Raw genomic sequence first — 15,344 nt, forward strand, 5'->3', positions numbered from 1 at the left:
AGACGGATTCCGAATGGCCTTTCTTGATAATCTCAACACCAAGACCCGCTTCGGCGATTTCTCAATCGCGCCGGGTGACACCAAGCTGACACCGGGTCAGATCAAGACGGATTTGCTGTCGGGTCTGACCGTGGCGCTGGCGCTGGTGCCCGAGGCGGTGGCCTTTGCCTTTGTCGCAGGCGTGCACCCGCTTGTTGGCCTCTATGCGGCGTTCATGGTTGGTTTGATCACCGCGATCTTCGGCGGGCGTCCCGGCATGATTTCCGGTGCGACGGGCGCTTTGGCCGTCGTCATGGTCGCGCTGGTGGCGCAGCATGGGGTTGAATACCTGTTTGCCACGGTCGTCCTGATGGGGCTTTTGCAGATTTTTGCGGGCGTGATGCAGTGGGGCAAGTTTATCCGCCTTGTTCCACACCCGGTGATGCTGGGGTTCGTGAATGGCCTCGCCATCGTGATTTTCCTGGCCCAGCTGACGCAATTCAAGGTGCCGGGCAGTGCCGAGGCATCCGGGCATGGTATGGCGGGTGGCGATTGGCTGTCGGGCATGCCGCTTTTCTTGATGCTGGGGCTGGTTGCGTTGACGATGGCAATCATCTGGCTGGCGCCGCGCGTGACACGCGCCATTCCGGCACCGCTGGCGGGTATCGGGATTGTTGCCGCCATCGTGATTGCCTTTGGTTTGGATGTGCCGCGTGTAGGTGACCTTGCTTCGATCCAGGGTGGGTTGCCTCCATTCCACATTCCGATGGTGCCGCTGACATGGGAAACGCTTGAGATCATCCTGCCTTATGCGGTCATCCTGGCTGCCATTGGTCTGATCGAAAGCCTGCTGACCCTGAACCTTGTGGGCGATCTGACCGGGCAGCGCGGCGGGGCGAGCCAGGAGTGCATTGCCCAGGGCGTCGCCAATACCGCAACCGGTTTTTTCGGTGGCATGGGCGGATGCGCGATGATCGGTCAATCCATGATCAATGTGAAATCGGGTGGGCGCACACGCATTGCCGGTGTTGCCGCAGCGCTGTTCCTGCTGGCCTTTATCCTTGTCGGCTCATCGATCATCGAACTGATCCCGCTGGCCGCTCTGGTCGGTGTGATGTTCATGGTGGTAATCGGGACATTTGCGTGGAACAGCCTCAAGATCCTGCGCAAGGTGCCGCTGACCGATGCCTTTGTCATTGTTCTGGTGACTGTCGTGACGGTTATGGAAGACCTTGCCGTCGCTGTTGTCGTTGGTGTGATCGTGTCAGCATTGGCTTACGCCTGGAACAACGCCCGCCGCATTCACGCCAAGACCTATACCACCCCCGAGGGCGCGCGCGTCTACCAGGTGCAAGGGCCGCTTTTCTTTGGCTCGGCGACTGGCTTCATCGAGATGTTCAAGGTCGAGTCTGACCCGCGCGAGGTCATCATCGATTTTGCCGATAGCCGTGTCGTGGATCAGTCCGCCCTTCAGGCGATCGAAGCCGTGGCCGGTAAGTATCAAGAGGCTGGGAAGCGCGTTCAGCTGCGTCACCTGACGCATGATTGTCACAAGCTGCTGACCAAGGCGGGTCACCTGATTGTCGACAGTGATGATGACCCTGATTACGAGATCGCGACGGATTACGGCGTACGCACGGGTATTTTGGGCGGACACTGACGTCTGTTGGGTTTTTGGATCGGGCCGGTGTCATCCGGCCCGTGCCACTTTTGTTTGGAAATGCTGCGGTTTCTCTAGTTGGTGATCACGCCAACACCGGCGCCGACAACGGCCCCTTCGACGCAGCGTCCATCTGTTAACACTTCGCCTGCTGCACAGCCGATAGCGCCGCCAACGACCGCGCGTTCGAGCGTGCTGTCGCCGCAGGCTGCAACCGTCGTCATGGCTGCCATGGCAGCGAGGGCAAATAATTTACGCATGGGCTGAACTCCTGAGCCTAATTAGTATTGCGCTACGCTAGCACGCGGCTTTCTGAGGCTCGAAACGATAACGCCCTATGCGTGGAATTGCGCGCCAAATCGCCGATCGGCGCCGCATTGTCATGGGGCTTTGATGACCTAAACTCATCGTTGATTGCTGGCCTGACCGCTTTCTCAATACCTGTATGCTCTGCAAACTGCCAATTGCAGTTGGACCCGTGGACAACTCAGGCTAGAGAATGATCAGAAGTGAAATAACTGGGTGCACGGAATATGGCGGGCATGCATCGCCGTCTTGGTTTGTGGCGCCGGGGGAGGGGGATTCTCTGGCATGGATTTCACTGATCTTCATTGCGCTGGCCCTCTACGCGCTCGTATCTTTGTATGCCGCTTTCGACCGCTGGGCTGAACATCAGTCCAAGGGCACGCCGCTGGCCAAAACGATACCGACCATGCTGACCATTGCGCTGCTCTACGAGATTTTTCCCTTGGGGCATTTCAATATCCTGTTGCCGCTCAGCGCAATCCTGATTGCACTGATGGCGGACTGGTCACGGTTCAACCTTCGTCGCAACGAAATACCATCTACAGAATACCCCGATGCCGCGACGCAAACAGGGACCGATCAGGTGCAGCCGCGGAATGTTTGAACTGCTCCTGACTTCGTTCCCGGTCGTTATCCGGTATTTCCAACTCAAGCGCCGAGGCGAGGCATTGACGGTCTGGAACATGCGCACGGCGGTGTTCCTGTGGGCGATCATGGCCTTTGCGCTCTTTCTGGTGATCTTCTACTTCCACCCAAAATCCTATTCCGGCCTGCTGCCGTTCCGCACTGTGTCCGTTGTGGCGCAAACCAGCGGCCCGGTTACTGAACTGCCCACTGTGAACGGACAACGCGTGTCGAAGGGTGACCTTCTGTTTCGTATTGAAAACAGTGCCCAGGCTGCGGCCGTCAAACAGGCAGAGGCCGAGTTTGACCGCCTCGCAGCCGCTGAGGTCAAGGCGCAGGACACACTGCTTGTGGCGCAGGCCAGCGTGATCGAAGCAACCGCATCGCTTGAAAAGCTGCGGGTCGATCTGGAAAACGCGCAGACATTGCTGGCCCGCAATGTGGGGACGCAGGATACGGTGCGCGAACTGGAATCCACCGTGGCTGTCGCTGAGGCGGAAAAGGGCGCGGCCGAAGCGCAAGCTGATCTGGCCCAATCCGACATCACGCAGGCAATCCCGGCCGAGCGCCGCGCGGCCGAGGCGGCCCTGGAGCGCGCCCAGGTGGCGCTGGCGCAGACAGAGGTGCGCGCCTTTTCTGATGGTGTCGTCACCCAGCTTGCCATGAGCGTGGGCAGCCCGGCGTCCCAACTGATCCTGAGCCCGGCGATGGTGATCATCCCTGACCGACCCGAAGGCGTCCCTCTTCGCATCACCGCCGGGTTTTCACAGGTCGCCCGCGCCACGTTGTACGAGGGGATGCCCGCTGAGATCGCCTGCGACAGCAATATCGGCCTGTCATTCCGCAATGCCGTTCTGCCTGCGCGCGTCGCGTCCATCCAACCCGCCATCGCGGCAGGGCAGGTGGTGCCCGGCGGTCGGCTGCTTGAGCCGGAAAACGGGCTGCAACGCGGATCGATGCTGGTCTATTTTGAACTTGAGCACCCCGAGCATGAGGCGATCATGGTCGATGGCTCCGGTTGCATCATCCAGACCTATACCAGCAATCTCAGCGGCGTGGCCGGGCACATCATTGCGGCCACAGGTGTGGTCAAGGCGGTGGGGCTGCGCCTCAAGGTCTGGGGCGCGTTGATATCCGGCGTCGGGCTTGCAGGCGGCGGAGCACACTAAGGAACCCCACCGACCTGCTTGATCAGCAGGTCGTCAATGCTTCGACGTCACAGGCCTGCAGTGCGGGCACTGCTTCCGCGATGCGGTCTGCGGGCCAATCCCACCAGCAGAGCTGGTTGAGTGTTGCAATATCAGCATCGGAAAAGCGCATCTTGACCACCTGTGCCGGATTGCCGGCAACAATGGCGTAGTCCGGAATGCTGCCCCGTACCACGGCTCCGGCCCCGACGATCACACCGTTGCCGATCCGCGCACCGGGGCACACGATTGCGCCGTATCCCAGCCAGACGTCGTGTCCGATCACCGTGTCGCGGGTGTCCGGTTGAAAACCCGCCATTTGCGTTTGGTCGAAGATGGGAAAGGGAAAGGTGGTCAATCCATCCATGGCGTGGTTGGCGCCGGATGTGATGAACCGCACCCCGTGTGCGATCTGGCAAAACCGGCCGATCCGCAGCTTTTCGGGTCCGTATCCGAACATGTAGGGGGCCAGATGCGCCGCCCAATCCGCTACCGGGGCAAAGTTTGAGGCGTAGGTGTAGTCACCGATCTCCCACCCAGGGTGATCGATGACCCTGTTCAGAAAGACGGTCCCTTGGTGATCCGACCCGTCGGGCAGGGTGATGGGATAGGCGCGTCCGGCGTCTGGAAAGGTCATTCGCCGGGTCGTTTCAGGCTGAATTTCTCGCGTACAACCGAATAGTCGCGGTATCCCAGCCGCGTGAGCGGATTGTATTGCAGCACGTCAAAGATGCCGTCGACGATGCAGTCGTCCCGCAGGTGCACGCCCACAACTTCGCCGAACACGACATAGTTGGCTTCCCCCTCGATTTTGGTGATTTGCGTCATGCGGCATTCCAGTGAGGCCGGGGATGCGGCGACACGGGCACAGTTGATCTCGGAACAGTCCGCCTTGTCGATTTGGGCAAGCGCAAACTCATCCGTGTCCGCTGACCATTCGCCCGATGTCTGGTTCATTGTGTCCTTCATCGCGTACTCCACCACGTTCACGCAGAACACGCCTGTATCTCGGATGTTGGCCACGCTGTCCTTTGTCCCGTCGCGGTCGGGCTTGGTGCTGGTTGATGCGAACATGACCTGTGGCGGGACATAGGCCACGCCGTTGAAGAAAGAATAAGGGGCAAGGTTGTCGGATCCATCGCTGCCCCGGGTCGAAATCCAGCCGATGGGGCGGGGCGTTACGATGGCGTTGAACGGGTTGTGGGGCAGGCCGTGGCCATCGGCGGGGCGGTAAAACATGCGGGCTCCGTTTCGTGCGTTTGCGCAAGGGTTACCTGCATGCTAGGGCGGGTTCCAGCCCATAAGACCCCGGACCGAACGCACCGCCCATGTATCATCTGAGCACAGAGACGCCCGACGATCGGTGGGAGGTCGAGGCCCTGTATGACCTGTGCTTTGCACCGGGGCGCGAGGCGTTGTCATCTTACCGTTTGCGCGATGACGTTCCCCCGGTTGCGGGATTGAGCCATGTGGCGCGGGATATCGACGGCATCCTTGCGGGTGCGATCCGGTATTGGCCCGTGCAGATCGCGGCTCAGACAGCGCTTTTGCTGGGGCCGGTGGCTGTCCACCCCACCCGGCAAGGAGAGGGGCTTGGGGGCGAATTGATCGAAACCTCGCTTGGGCAGGCGGTGCAGTCCGGGTGGGACCGGGTGATGCTGGTGGGCGATGCCCCTTATTACGGCCGTTTCGGGTTCCAGAAATTGCCCGGGGTCATCATGCCGCCGCCCACCAACCCTGAACGTGTGCTGGGCCGCGACCTGAAGGTTGGTGCGTGGACTGGTTTGCGCGGCGACGTCATGCGTTTCGGTTGATAACGCGGCCGTGCCTTCCCATGTTGAAGGCATGAACGAAATTATCCTTGTTCCCAAACCCTTGGACACAGATGCCGAACTGGATCGACTGGCCCGCCGTTACAAGGCTGCGGGTGGTCTTGGCATTCAGGTCCTCAACACTCTTGGTACGCGGGCCGACGGGCTGCTGGGTCGATTACCCGGTCCCGTACGCGATCAATTGGATGGGGCGACCCGTGCCGCGCTGGTGCAAGCGCTGGGCGCGGCCAATAAGTCGCGCAGCGTGGTGCCGGATCAGGCCGAGTGGCTGAACGCAACCGTCAGTGCCGCGATGGGTGCGGCAGGTGGCTTCGGTGGTCTGCCCACTGCATTGGCTGAGCTGCCCGTGACCACAACGCTGCTGTTGCGCGTGATCGAAGGCGTGGCCGTAGAGCACGGATTTGACCCTGCAATGGACTCGGTACGCTTTGATTGTGTTCAGGTCTTTGCCGCTGCAGGCCCCCTTGAGCATGACGATGGGGCGGATATCGCCTTTCTGTCCGCCCGTATGGCGCTGAGCGGCGCTGCCATGCAGGCGTTGGTCGCACGCGTTGCCCCGAGGCTTGCCGTGGTGATGGGGCAAAAGCTGGCGGCACAGACCGTGCCCGTTCTGGGCGCCGTGGCCGGGGCCGCAACGAATTATGCCTACACCAGCTACTACACCGACATGGCGCATGTGCATTTCGGACTACGGCGTCTCGCGGTCGAGGCGGATCAACCGCACGAAGCCATGGTAGATCGGCTGCGGACCGAGGTGCTGGCGCTCAAGTAGCGCCGCCCGAGATAGCGGATTGGGCAACAGAGGTTGCCTTGATCACGGCGAACACAGACTGCCCTTCGCGCAGACCCATGGTCTGCACCGCCCGCGCCGTGATCCTTGCAAGCAACGCGTCACCGCCTGCGTCCAGTGCGATCGCTGCGCCCGGGCCGTCGCCCGCGCGAATGGCGGTGATGGTCACCGGCAGAGTGTTTTGCGCGCTCAACCCTTCGGGACGTGACAAGGACAAGAGTACATCCTGCGCCAGCACGCGCAGGCGCACTGCTGCCCCAACGGGGGCTTGCACACCCATCAACTGGACGCTGCCTGCAGCAAGCTGGAGGGTGCTCAGACCATCTTCTCCATGCGCCTCTACCCGCGCTCGGAGTACTGCACCAGCCTCACGTACACCCAGTAGCGGCACGGCAGCCGGATCGGCCATCACGTCAAAGATCGGCCCCTGCCGCGCCACGCGCCCCCGGCCAGCAGCACCATGTGATCGGCCAACCGTGCAACCTCGTCCACGGCATGGCTGACATAAAGGATCGGCACGCCCGCTTCGCGCTTGAGGCGGTCGAGATAGGGCAGGATCTCGGCCTTGCGAGGGCCATCCAGCGCGGCCAGTGGTTCGTCCATGAGCAACAGGCGCGGGTTCGACAGAAGCGCGCGCCCAAGGGCCACGCGCTGTTTCTCTCCGCCTGAAAGCGTTGCAGGGCGCCGATCCAGCAAGGCACCAATCCCGAGCATTTCGATGATCCGGGGGCGATCCGAAGCCCGCGCACCATAGCGGCTGGCGTAATCCAGATTGTCGGCGACGGTCATGTGCGGGAACAGGCGGGCATCCTGAAACACGTATCCCACACGGCGTTTGTGCACGGGCAGCGTGTCAAAGCGCAGCCCATCAAGCGTGATCTGCGCATGATCGGGGCGCAGCAGGCCCGCAACGGCATTCACGATGGTGGTCTTGCCCGCACCCGAGCGACCGAACAGGGCGGTTACACCCGGTCCGGCCTCGAACGCGACATCCAGTGCGAAATCACCAAAACGGTGGCGGAGGGCGACCGACAGCGTCATGTGCCCGCAATCCGGCGCGCGACCCGGCGGGCCAGCCATTCGGACAGGACCACGGCCCCCAGTGCGATGATGCAGGCCCAGAGGACCAGCCGGATCGCCGCATCCTCTCCGCCCGGCACCTGCAACAGGGCGTAGATGGCCGAGGGCAGGGTCTGGGTCTCTCCGGGGATGTTGGCGACAAAGGTGATGGTGGCCCCGAATTCGCCCATGGCCTTGGCAAAGCCTATGACGGCACCAGCCAGCACACCCGGTAGGATCAAGGGCAGGGTGACAGACCCGAAGACGGCCCAACCGGGGGCGCCGAGGGTGCGGGCCGCATCCTCGATTTTGGGATCCACGGCTTCGATGGCAAGGCGAATGGCGCGGACCATCAGGGGGAAGCCCATGACCATGGCGGCCAGTGCCGCACCGGTCCAGCGAAAGGCGAGCACAAGACCGAATGTCTCTTCCAGAAAGCGCCCCGCAGGGCCGTTACGGCCAAAAGACAGAAGCAGAAGGTAGCCAGTGACCACCGGGGGCAGGACCAGAGGCAGATGGACCAGCGCGTTCAGCACCGATTTGCCCCAGAAATCCCGGCGGGCAAGCAGCCAAGCGATCCAGATGGCAAGGGGCAAGGCCAACAGCGTGGCAGTTACGCCAACCAGCAGCGACAGGCGCAGGGCGGTCCATCCGGCTTCATCCAGCATCATGGCAGGCGAAACCCGGCGGCGGTGAAAACGTCGGAATGCGTCGCGACATGATCCAGGAAGGCGGACCCGCCGGGGCTCAGGGCGAGACCCGGATACAAAATGGGCGGGTGCGCATCGGCAGGCACTTCGAACACCACGGACACGTCATCGCTCGCGGCCGCGTCCGAGGCATAAACGATGCCCAATGGCGTTTCTCCGCGCGCGACGAGCGCCAGGGCGGCACGGACATTCTCGGTTTCGGCCAACTTGGGGCGCAGCGCGGTCCATGTGCCCATGCCCTCTAACCATGCTTGCGCATATATCCCCGCGGGCACGGACATGTGCTGACCCATGGCGAGCCGCCGGCCGTCAAGCCGCGCGAGGATCGTTTCCGGTTCGGGGCCGGGCAGGGTAGGCGCCCCTGAAGGGCCAATGATCACAAGGGTATTGGATAGAAGTGGTCGCGCTGTATCCGGGGCATGACCCTCTTGCACTAGCCAATCGGACCACGCGACGTTCGCAAGGATAACGGCATCGGCGGGTGCCCCTTGGCTGACCTGACGCGCTATTGCACCACTGCCGCCGTAGCTGATGACAACCTCGCCGTCCCACGCGTGGGCTACTTCATCAAGTGGACCTTGCAGCGAGGCGGCTGCAAAGACTCGGACGGTCTCTGCAGCACTGGCGGTTGCCACGAGCCACGCCGTACAAGCGAAGGACAAGCCCTTGATCCATCTTGGAGTTTTCATCGGGCAGAACTATTGGGCAATGGCGGCTTGCGCTCAAGCCCAAAAACGGTGCGGTTCGGCCCCAGTGTTCCCGGCGCATGTAACGCTTTTTTCACGTTACGGTGCGTAGTTACGGGCCGAAACTGGTCTTTCTTGGTTAATTCCAGTATAACAGTCCGAATAACGGAGGGCAGGGCAGTGACGGCCCCGATGATAAAACAGCTTCCCCTTTCGCTGGGGCGCGCCAAGAAAGCAGACGTACGGACGCAGTTCGCCGCGCTGTGCTACCGCATCAAGAACGACAAGGTTCAGGTGCTTCTGGTGACGTCGCGCCGAACCAAGCGGTGGATCGTTCCAAAAGGATGGCCGATCGATGGACAAACACCCGGCGATAGTGCCGCGCAAGAAGCGTGGGAAGAGGCCGGTGTGGTTGGTCGTGCTGACCAACGCCCGCTTGGCATGTTTTCGTACAACAAGCATATGGGCGACGACGACGGCCTGCCTGTCGCGGCCATGGTCTACGCCGTGAAGGTCAAGTCACTGTCCACCGACTACCCTGAGGCGGCAGAGCGGAAGCGCAAATGGGTGACACGAAAAAAGGCGGCGCAAATGGTGGATTCCCCCGAATTGTCGCGCATCCTGCGTGACTTTGACCCAAGGTTTCTGGTCTGATTTCTGATCTTTGTGCCTTTGACGGCACCGCCGGGTCGCATATGTGTGAATCACGATGATCAAATACACACTCAAATGTGCCGATGGGCACGGCTTTGAAAGCTGGTTTGCCAGCGCAGATGCCTTTGATGGTCTCAAGGCAGCTGGGCACGTGTCTTGCGCGATCTGTGGCAGTGCGAATGTGGACAAAGCGATCATGGCACCGCGCGTCCGCACCGCGCGCGCGACGGAAACTGACGTGTCTGACACCGGCACTGATTTGAGCCAACCCGGATCAGAGGTGGAAGCGGCCCTGATCCAGATGCGCGAGACGGTTGAGAAGAACGCAACCTATGTGGGTGGCAACTTTGCATCCGAGGCACTGGCACAGCATCTGGGTGAACAGCCCGATCGCCCGATCTGGGGCGAGGCCAACCGCGAAGAAGCCAAGCGTCTGATTGAAGACGGCGTGCCGGTTGCGCCGCTTCCTTTTGTTCCATCACGCAAAGCGAACTGATTTTTCATGCATGTTTTGATCACCGGGGCCACGCGAGGCATTGGAGCCGGGTTGGCCGAGGCTTACCGCGCACAGGGCCATGATGTGACCGGCACTGGCCGGTCGTCTGGGGCCGAGGTCACGCTGGATGTCACCCAACCGTCCGATCATCGCGCAATGGCTGCTCAGCTTGAGGGGCGACCTATTGATCTCTTGGTGTGCAATGCTGGCGTTTATCTGGACAAGGGCAATGAGCTTGAGACCGGTTATGCCCCCGATCTGTGGGCGCAGAGTTTTGCGGCCAATGTAACGGGCGTCTTTCTGACCATACAGACCCTGTTGCCCAACCTTCGAGCAGCGCCCGCACCGCGTATCGCAATCATCTCGTCGCAGATGGCTTCGCACACCCGTGCGCCGGGTGGCAGTTATATCTACCGTGCGTCCAAAGCCGCCGCGCTGAACCTTGGTCGTAACCTTGCCTCTGAGCTTGCGGGGGAGGTGGCGGTGGGTATCTATCATCCGGGTTGGGTTCAAACGGATATGGGCGGCGGAGGCGCCGACATCACGGTGGATGAGGCAGTGTCAGGTTTGGTGGAGCGGTTTGACACCCTGAGCCATGAAACGACCGGCTGTTTTGAAACATGGGACGGGCGCGCCCACGCGTACTGAGTGCGGTGCGTCAAGCTGTGGTTCAATGGACGCGCTGGCGCGCGGCTCGATTTGATTTGTGAGGGGCGCTGCCCCTCACACTCCCCGTGGTATTTTCAGTCAGAAGAAGGCCGCATGTCACGTGTTGCTGGGCTGTCCTTGCAACTCCGCATACGGGGGGATAAAGGCAGGCGGACGGAAAATTGGGGCCTTTCATGCCTGTTCTCGTGATGAAATTCGGTGGCACATCGGTGGCCACTTTGGACCGCATCCGGCGCGCCGCCAAGCGCGTGGGTGTCGAGGTGGCCAAGGGCTATGATGTGATTGTCATCGTGTCCGCCATGTCCGGCAAGACCAACGAATTGGTGGGGTGGGTCAATGAAACGTCGCCCCTGTTTGATGCGCGCGAATATGACGCCGTGGTGTCGTCGGGTGAAAACGTGACGGCGGGCCTCATGGCGCTCACCTTGCAAGAAATGGACGTTCCGGCGCGCAGCTGGCAGGGCTGGCAGGTGCCGCTCAAAACCAACTCTTCGCATTCTAGCGCCCGGATCGAAGAGATCCCGCCTGACAACATCAATGCCAAGTTTGGCGAAGGCATGCGCGTGGCTGTGGTCGCAGGTTTTCAGGGGATCAGCCCCGAAGGCCGGATCACAACGCTGGGCCGGGGCGGGTCGGACACCACCGCCGTTGCCTTTGCCGCCGCGTTCGACGCGGAGCGTTGCGACATTTATACGGATGTCGATGGCGTCTACACCACTGACCCCCGTGTGAGCCCCAAGGCGCGCAAGCTCGACAAGATCGCCTTCGAGGAGATGCTGGAACTGGCATCGCTCGGCGCCAAGGTGCTGCAAACCCGGTCTGTTGAGCTGGCGATGCGCTACAAGGTCAAACTGCGCGTGCTCAGCAGTTTCGAGGAACAATCCGACGAGGCCGGGACGCTGGTCTGCGATGAGGAGGATATCATGGAAAGCAATGTTGTGGCCGGTGTGGCCTTTTCCCGTGACGAGGCGAAGATGACGCTGGTGTCGGTCGCGGACCGCCCGGGCATCGCCGCCACCATTTTCTCGGCGCTCAGCGATGCGGGCGTGAACGTGGACATGATCGTCCAGAACATCTCGGAAGAGGGGCGGACAGACATGACCTTCTCCTGCCCCACAGACCAGGTGGCACGTGCCGAAAGGGCGATGGCCGAAGCCAAGGGCGAAGGGATCATCAATTTCCACGAACTGATCGCCGACACGGATGTGGCCAAGATCAGCGTCGTGGGTATCGGGATGCGCAGCCACACCGGGGTTGCGGCCAAGATGTTCCAATGCCTGAGCGCCGAGGGCATCAACATTAAGGTCATCACCACGTCCGAGATCAAGATCAGCGTTCTGATCGACCGCAAATACATGGAATTGGCGGTTCAGGCCCTGCATGATGCGTTCGAGTTGGACAAGGCCGCCTGAACCCCCATGTAGAGCGCAACCGAGACGTCAAGGGACGATCCTATGTTGCGCACGCTCTACGCTCTGATCCTTTCCATTTATGCGATCCCGGCCTTGGCCAACACTTTGCCCGAACGGGTCGGGAACGCGCTGCTTCATGTCATCGCGCATGAGGCAGGGCACGCCGTTTTGCGCGAATTCGATCTACCGATCCTTGGCCCCGAAGAGGACATCGCCGAGGATTTCGCCACCACCTTCATCTATCTCACGCTAACTGACCGGGCCGAAGCGATCATCGAGGCGCGCGCCGCGCAACATCGCGCCGATGGCGCTCGGCCTGGCCCGTTTTCCGAATACCGCCCGGATGATCAAATGGCCGGGCGCATGATTTGCCTGCTGTATGGCTTTGATCCGGATCGTTACACCGCGTTGGCAGATCGCAACGCAATGGACGAAGACGCGCGGGACACTTGCGCCGATATTGCCCCCGAACTGTTGCGCAGCTGGCGGCGGACCCTTGCACCGCTGTGGATCGACCCAGAGGCGCGCGTGACCGAGGTGGGCCTGCGCGCGGACCCGGAATTGGAAGCGATTGCCATCGCCAATCGCGATCTGGTCGAGGACGCTCTGACGATACTTTCCCGTATCGACTGGCATTCGCGCATCACGCTGGACCTGGCCCAATGTGACGGAACGGCCGGCTGGCAGCGCAATGGGCGCAGAATTTTCCTATGCAGCGCCTATGTCGACAGGATGGTTGCCCAGTTGGCAGAGTGATCCGCCTGCTGGCGCGGATTACAGCGCAAATACTACTCAAGCGGGAATAATGGCGGCTGGCAGGTCGCTTTGGCGTTTCTCTTTGCGTGTTGCTGTGATCTAAGCTGATGTCGCAGAATGGACGTGGGGACAGCGCGGCAATGGCCGAACGCCTTGAAACTGAAAGCCGCAAGCTGCTGGGCCGCTTGCGCGACGCGATGGCGGGGGATGACCCGGGCCAGGCGCGGCTGGACAAGATCACGCATCTGATTGCGAACAGCATCGGGTGTGAGGTGTGTTCGATCTATCTGTTCCGAGATGAAGAGACGCTTGAGCTTTGTGCGACCGAAGGGCTGAACCCGGACTCGGTTCATCAGACACGGATGCGTTTGGGGGAAGGTTTGGTGGGTCGCGTGGCCCGTAGTCGGCAGGTTGTGAACACCGCTGATGCCCCAAGCGCGCGCGGGTTCCGCTATATGCCCGAGACGGGGGAAGAAGTGTTTTCCAGCTTCCTCGGTGTGCCGATCCAGCGGCTGGGCGAGTCGCTTGGCGTGCTGGTCGTGCAATCGAAGGAAGCGCGCGAATTTTCTGCCGATGAGGTCTATGCGCTTGAAGTTGTCGCCATGGTCCTCGCTGAAATGGCAGAGCTTGGTGCCTTTGTTGGGGAAGGTGCTGCCATGGGCGCGCGCCATTCGCAGCCCGCGATGCTGCGTGGCACCGTCGCCCAGGAAGGCGTGGCCGAAGGACATATCTGGCTGCATGAGCCACGTGTCGTTGTCACGAACCCGATCGCCGATGACCCACATCGCGAATTTGAGCGGCTGACCGAAGCGGTTGAGGAACTGCGCGTAGGTGTCGACAAGATGCTGGCGCTGGCCGCTGACAAGGAACAGGCGCAGGTGCTGGAAGCCTATCGCATGTTTGCCAATTCCAAAGGGTGGATGCGGCGCATGCAAGAGGACATCAGCAATGGCCTGAGCGCGGAAGCTGCTGTGGAAAAGGAACAATCGCTGGCCCGGGCGCGTATGGGGCAGGCGACCGACAACTACCTGCGGGAACGGTTAAGCGATCTGGACGATCTGTCGAACCGTCTGCTGCGTATTCTGACCGGGCAGGGGGCGGACACCGGGGCCGAGATGCCGGCGGACCCCATCCTTGTGGCACGCAATATCGGACCAGCCGAACTGTTGGACTATGGGCGCAACCTGCGGGCCATCATCCTGGAAGCCGGTTCCGTCGGCAGCCACGCCGCCATCGTTGCGCGTGCGCTGGCGATTCCGCTGATCGTTCATGTGGACCGGGCGACGCTTGAGGCGTTGAACGGCGATCATGTGATGGTAGATGGCGAGCAGGGGATCGTTCACCTGCGCCCGGATGACACGGTGGTCACGGCCTTTCGCGACAAGATGGCGATGCAGGCAGCAGCGGTTGAGCGTTATGCCTCCATCCGTGACAAGGCAGCCGAGACGCTCTGCGGATCGGTCGTGTCGTTGCACATGAACGCGGGATTGATGGCTGATCTGCCGTCGCTGGAGGGGTCCGGGGCAGAAGGTGTGGGGCTGTTCCGCACAGAATTGCAGTTTCTTGTCCGAAATCAAATGCCAAAGCGGTCAGAACTGTCGGCGCTTTATGCCCGTGTTCTGGATGCTGCGGGTGGCAAGCCGGTGGTGTTCCGGACCCTAGACATCGGGTCGGACAAGGTATTGCCCTACATGAAACCCAACGATGAGCCGAACCCGGCGTTGGGTTGGCGCGCGATCCGCGTGGGGCTGGACAAACCGGGCGTGATGCGGATGCAGTTGCAGGCCCTGATCCGCGCGGCAAACGGCCGTCCATTGACGGTGATGTTCCCCTTTGTCGCGCAATACGAAGAATACACCCGTGCCCACGCCGAGGTGGACAAAGCCATGGAGCGTGAGGCGCGGCTGGGCCATGTGCTGCCGGAGGCCCTCAAGGTGGGTGCGATGCTGGAAACCCCAAGTCTCGCCTTTTCCCCGCAGAAGTTCTTTGAAGAGGTGGAGTTCCTGTCCATCGGGGGCAACGACCTCAAGCAGTTCTTCTTTGCGGCCGACCGCGAGAATGAACGGGTGCGGCGGCGCTATGACACGCTGAATGTATCTTTTCTCAGCTTCATCGAGCGCATCGTTGAGCGCTGCGACCAGACAGATACGCCGCTGTCGTTCTGCGGTGAAGACGCAGGTCGCCCGGTTGAGGCGCTTTGCTTTGCAGCCATCGGTTTGCGTAGCCTGTCCATGCGCCCGGCGTCCATCGGTCCGGTCAAGTCATTGTTAAGACGTTCAAATCTGGACGAAGTGCGCAAAGTCATTGCTGACGCACGCCACAGGGGTGATATGAGCGTCAGGCCGGCCATTATGGACTATTTGCGCGATCAGGGTTGATGCCCTGCAAAGTCGTCCAGAATCAAATTCTCGCGACGGTGTCTGAACGCTTTGTGTCATTTTCAGCCGTGATGCAGGTTTTCGCGGTACTGTAGTGCTGTCAGGGGTCAAGACAGAGCTCGTCAGCTAAATTATATTCTTATTTC

The 15,344-nt window shown here is 61.2% G+C and carries 16 protein-coding genes and 1 pseudogene; 11 read left to right on the top strand and 6 right to left on the bottom strand.

Going from position 1 to position 15,344, the window contains the following annotated elements; genetic code table 11:
- Positions 1–13: 13 nt before the first annotated feature.
- Positions 14–1,639, top strand: coding sequence for a SulP family inorganic anion transporter (locus ACZ1HN_RS11185; protein ID WP_299209054.1), 1,626 nt, complete (start codon positions 14–16; stop codon positions 1,637–1,639).
- 74 nt (positions 1,640–1,713) lie between these two features.
- Here ACZ1HN_RS11185 and ACZ1HN_RS11190 read toward each other — a convergent pair whose 3' ends face one another.
- On the bottom strand, positions 1,714–1,899 hold the full coding sequence (locus ACZ1HN_RS11190) for a hypothetical protein (RefSeq protein ID WP_472727541.1): 186 nt from the start codon (positions 1,897–1,899) through the stop codon (positions 1,714–1,716).
- 239 nt (positions 1,900–2,138) lie between these two features.
- On the opposite strand from ACZ1HN_RS11190, the gene ACZ1HN_RS11195 reads away from it, so the two are divergent.
- Both ACZ1HN_RS11195 and ACZ1HN_RS11200 read left to right on the top strand, forming a co-directional pair.
- On the top strand, positions 2,139–2,549 hold the full coding sequence (locus ACZ1HN_RS11195) for a hypothetical protein (protein ID WP_472727542.1): 411 nt from the start codon (positions 2,139–2,141) through the stop codon (positions 2,547–2,549).
- On the top strand, positions 2,542–3,738 hold the full coding sequence (locus tag ACZ1HN_RS11200) for an HlyD family secretion protein (RefSeq protein ID WP_472727543.1): 1,197 nt from the start codon (positions 2,542–2,544) through the stop codon (positions 3,736–3,738). The genes ACZ1HN_RS11195 and ACZ1HN_RS11200 overlap by 8 nt, the downstream gene beginning before the upstream one ends.
- Before the next feature lie 22 nt (positions 3,739–3,760).
- Here the strand turns inward: ACZ1HN_RS11200 and ACZ1HN_RS11205 are convergent, their stop codons facing one another.
- Together ACZ1HN_RS11205 and ACZ1HN_RS11210 are read right to left on the bottom strand one after the other, a co-directional pair.
- Positions 3,761–4,393: a CatB-related O-acetyltransferase gene (locus ACZ1HN_RS11205; protein WP_472727544.1), complete on the bottom strand. Its 633-nt coding sequence runs from the start codon at positions 4,391–4,393 to the stop codon at positions 3,761–3,763.
- On the bottom strand, positions 4,390–4,995 hold the full coding sequence (locus ACZ1HN_RS11210) for a flavin reductase family protein (protein WP_472727545.1): 606 nt from the start codon (positions 4,993–4,995) through the stop codon (positions 4,390–4,392). Before ACZ1HN_RS11210 ends, ACZ1HN_RS11205 begins: the two co-directional genes overlap by 4 nt.
- Positions 4,996–5,084: 89 nt before the next feature.
- Here ACZ1HN_RS11210 and ACZ1HN_RS11215 point away from each other — a divergent pair, with 89 nt between their 5' ends.
- Positions 5,085–5,570, top strand: a complete 486-nt coding sequence (locus tag ACZ1HN_RS11215; protein WP_472727546.1) for a GNAT family N-acetyltransferase — start codon at positions 5,085–5,087, stop codon at positions 5,568–5,570.
- Positions 5,571–5,601: 31 nt separating this feature from the next.
- Positions 5,602–6,360, top strand: a complete 759-nt coding sequence (locus ACZ1HN_RS11220; RefSeq protein WP_472727547.1) for an EcsC family protein — start codon at positions 5,602–5,604, stop codon at positions 6,358–6,360.
- On the opposite strand, the pseudogene modC reads toward ACZ1HN_RS11220, so the two are convergent.
- From modC to modA, 3 genes and pseudogenes are all read right to left on the bottom strand, one after another.
- Positions 6,353–7,419, bottom strand: a pseudogene (gene modC, locus ACZ1HN_RS11225) (molybdenum ABC transporter ATP-binding protein). The gene ACZ1HN_RS11220 and the pseudogene modC overlap by 8 nt on opposite strands.
- Positions 7,416–8,108: a molybdate ABC transporter permease subunit gene (gene modB, locus ACZ1HN_RS11230; protein ID WP_472727548.1), complete on the bottom strand. Its 693-nt coding sequence runs from the start codon at positions 8,106–8,108 to the stop codon at positions 7,416–7,418. Before modB ends, modC begins: the two are co-directional and overlap by 4 nt.
- A complete protein-coding gene (gene modA / locus ACZ1HN_RS11235) occupies positions 8,105–8,836 on the bottom strand; it encodes a molybdate ABC transporter substrate-binding protein (RefSeq protein WP_472727549.1) in 732 nt (243 codons plus the stop codon). Before modA ends, modB begins: the two co-directional genes overlap by 4 nt.
- 189 nt (positions 8,837–9,025) lie before the next feature.
- Between modA and ACZ1HN_RS11240 the strand changes: the two genes are divergently transcribed.
- The 6 genes from ACZ1HN_RS11240 to ptsP all read left to right on the top strand — a co-directional run bounded on the left by ACZ1HN_RS11240 (position 9,026) and on the right by ptsP (position 15,198).
- The gene (locus ACZ1HN_RS11240; protein WP_299209084.1) at positions 9,026–9,487 is read left to right on the top strand and encodes an NUDIX hydrolase; all 462 of its coding nucleotides are present in this window, start codon (positions 9,026–9,028) and stop codon (positions 9,485–9,487) included.
- 55 nt (positions 9,488–9,542) lie between these two features.
- The gene (locus tag ACZ1HN_RS11245) at positions 9,543–9,983 is read left to right on the top strand and encodes a DUF1178 family protein (protein ID WP_299209086.1); all 441 of its coding nucleotides are present in this window, start codon (positions 9,543–9,545) and stop codon (positions 9,981–9,983) included.
- Between the two features lie 6 nt (positions 9,984–9,989).
- Complete coding sequence (locus ACZ1HN_RS11250) at positions 9,990–10,631, top strand: SDR family NAD(P)-dependent oxidoreductase (RefSeq protein WP_299209088.1); 642 nt, start codon at positions 9,990–9,992, stop codon at positions 10,629–10,631.
- A 194-nt stretch (positions 10,632–10,825) separates the two neighbouring features.
- A complete protein-coding gene (locus tag ACZ1HN_RS11255) occupies positions 10,826–12,064 on the top strand; it encodes an aspartate kinase (RefSeq protein ID WP_299209090.1) in 1,239 nt (412 codons plus the stop codon).
- A 42-nt stretch (positions 12,065–12,106) separates the two neighbouring features.
- Entirely contained in the window at positions 12,107–12,820 is a 714-nt protein-coding gene (locus tag ACZ1HN_RS11260; protein ID WP_472727550.1) for a DUF4344 domain-containing metallopeptidase, read from the top strand.
- A gap of 140 nt (positions 12,821–12,960) precedes the next feature.
- A complete protein-coding gene (gene ptsP, locus ACZ1HN_RS11265) occupies positions 12,961–15,198 on the top strand; it encodes a phosphoenolpyruvate--protein phosphotransferase (protein ID WP_472727551.1) in 2,238 nt (745 codons plus the stop codon).
- The last annotated feature ends 146 nt before the right edge of the window (positions 15,199–15,344 follow it).

It is taken from the genome of Tateyamaria sp. GN1-10 (assembly GCF_055693845.1).

What these genes read in the sequence shown, in the direction of transcription:
- ACZ1HN_RS11215 (WP_472727546.1), top strand. Translation starts at nt 5,085, where the DNA reads ATGTATCATCTGAGCACAGAGACGCCCGACGATCGGTGGGAGGTCGAG.
- ACZ1HN_RS11190 (WP_472727541.1), bottom strand. Translation starts at nt 1,899, where the DNA reads ATGCGTAAATTATTTGCCCTCGCTGCCATGGCAGCCATGACGACGGTT.
- modB (WP_472727548.1), bottom strand. Translation starts at nt 8,108, where the DNA reads ATGATGCTGGATGAAGCCGGATGGACCGCCCTGCGCCTGTCGCTGCTG.
- ACZ1HN_RS11255 (WP_299209090.1), top strand. Translation starts at nt 10,826, where the DNA reads ATGCCTGTTCTCGTGATGAAATTCGGTGGCACATCGGTGGCCACTTTG.
- ACZ1HN_RS11185 (WP_299209054.1), top strand. Translation starts at nt 14, where the DNA reads ATGGCCTTTCTTGATAATCTCAACACCAAGACCCGCTTCGGCGATTTC.
- ACZ1HN_RS11260 (WP_472727550.1), top strand. Translation starts at nt 12,107, where the DNA reads ATGTTGCGCACGCTCTACGCTCTGATCCTTTCCATTTATGCGATCCCG.
- ACZ1HN_RS11210 (WP_472727545.1), bottom strand. Translation starts at nt 4,995, where the DNA reads ATGTTTTACCGCCCCGCCGATGGCCACGGCCTGCCCCACAACCCGTTC.
- modA (WP_472727549.1), bottom strand. Translation starts at nt 8,836, where the DNA reads ATGAAAACTCCAAGATGGATCAAGGGCTTGTCCTTCGCTTGTACGGCG.
- ACZ1HN_RS11240 (WP_299209084.1), top strand. Translation starts at nt 9,026, where the DNA reads ATGATAAAACAGCTTCCCCTTTCGCTGGGGCGCGCCAAGAAAGCAGAC.
- ptsP (WP_472727551.1), top strand. Translation starts at nt 12,961, where the DNA reads ATGGCCGAACGCCTTGAAACTGAAAGCCGCAAGCTGCTGGGCCGCTTG.
- ACZ1HN_RS11195 (WP_472727542.1), top strand. Translation starts at nt 2,139, where the DNA reads ATGATCAGAAGTGAAATAACTGGGTGCACGGAATATGGCGGGCATGCA.
- ACZ1HN_RS11200 (WP_472727543.1), top strand. Translation starts at nt 2,542, where the DNA reads ATGTTTGAACTGCTCCTGACTTCGTTCCCGGTCGTTATCCGGTATTTC.
- ACZ1HN_RS11220 (WP_472727547.1), top strand. Translation starts at nt 5,602, where the DNA reads ATGAACGAAATTATCCTTGTTCCCAAACCCTTGGACACAGATGCCGAA.
- ACZ1HN_RS11250 (WP_299209088.1), top strand. Translation starts at nt 9,990, where the DNA reads ATGCATGTTTTGATCACCGGGGCCACGCGAGGCATTGGAGCCGGGTTG.
- ACZ1HN_RS11245 (WP_299209086.1), top strand. Translation starts at nt 9,543, where the DNA reads ATGATCAAATACACACTCAAATGTGCCGATGGGCACGGCTTTGAAAGC.
- ACZ1HN_RS11205 (WP_472727544.1), bottom strand. Translation starts at nt 4,393, where the DNA reads ATGACCTTTCCAGACGCCGGACGCGCCTATCCCATCACCCTGCCCGAC.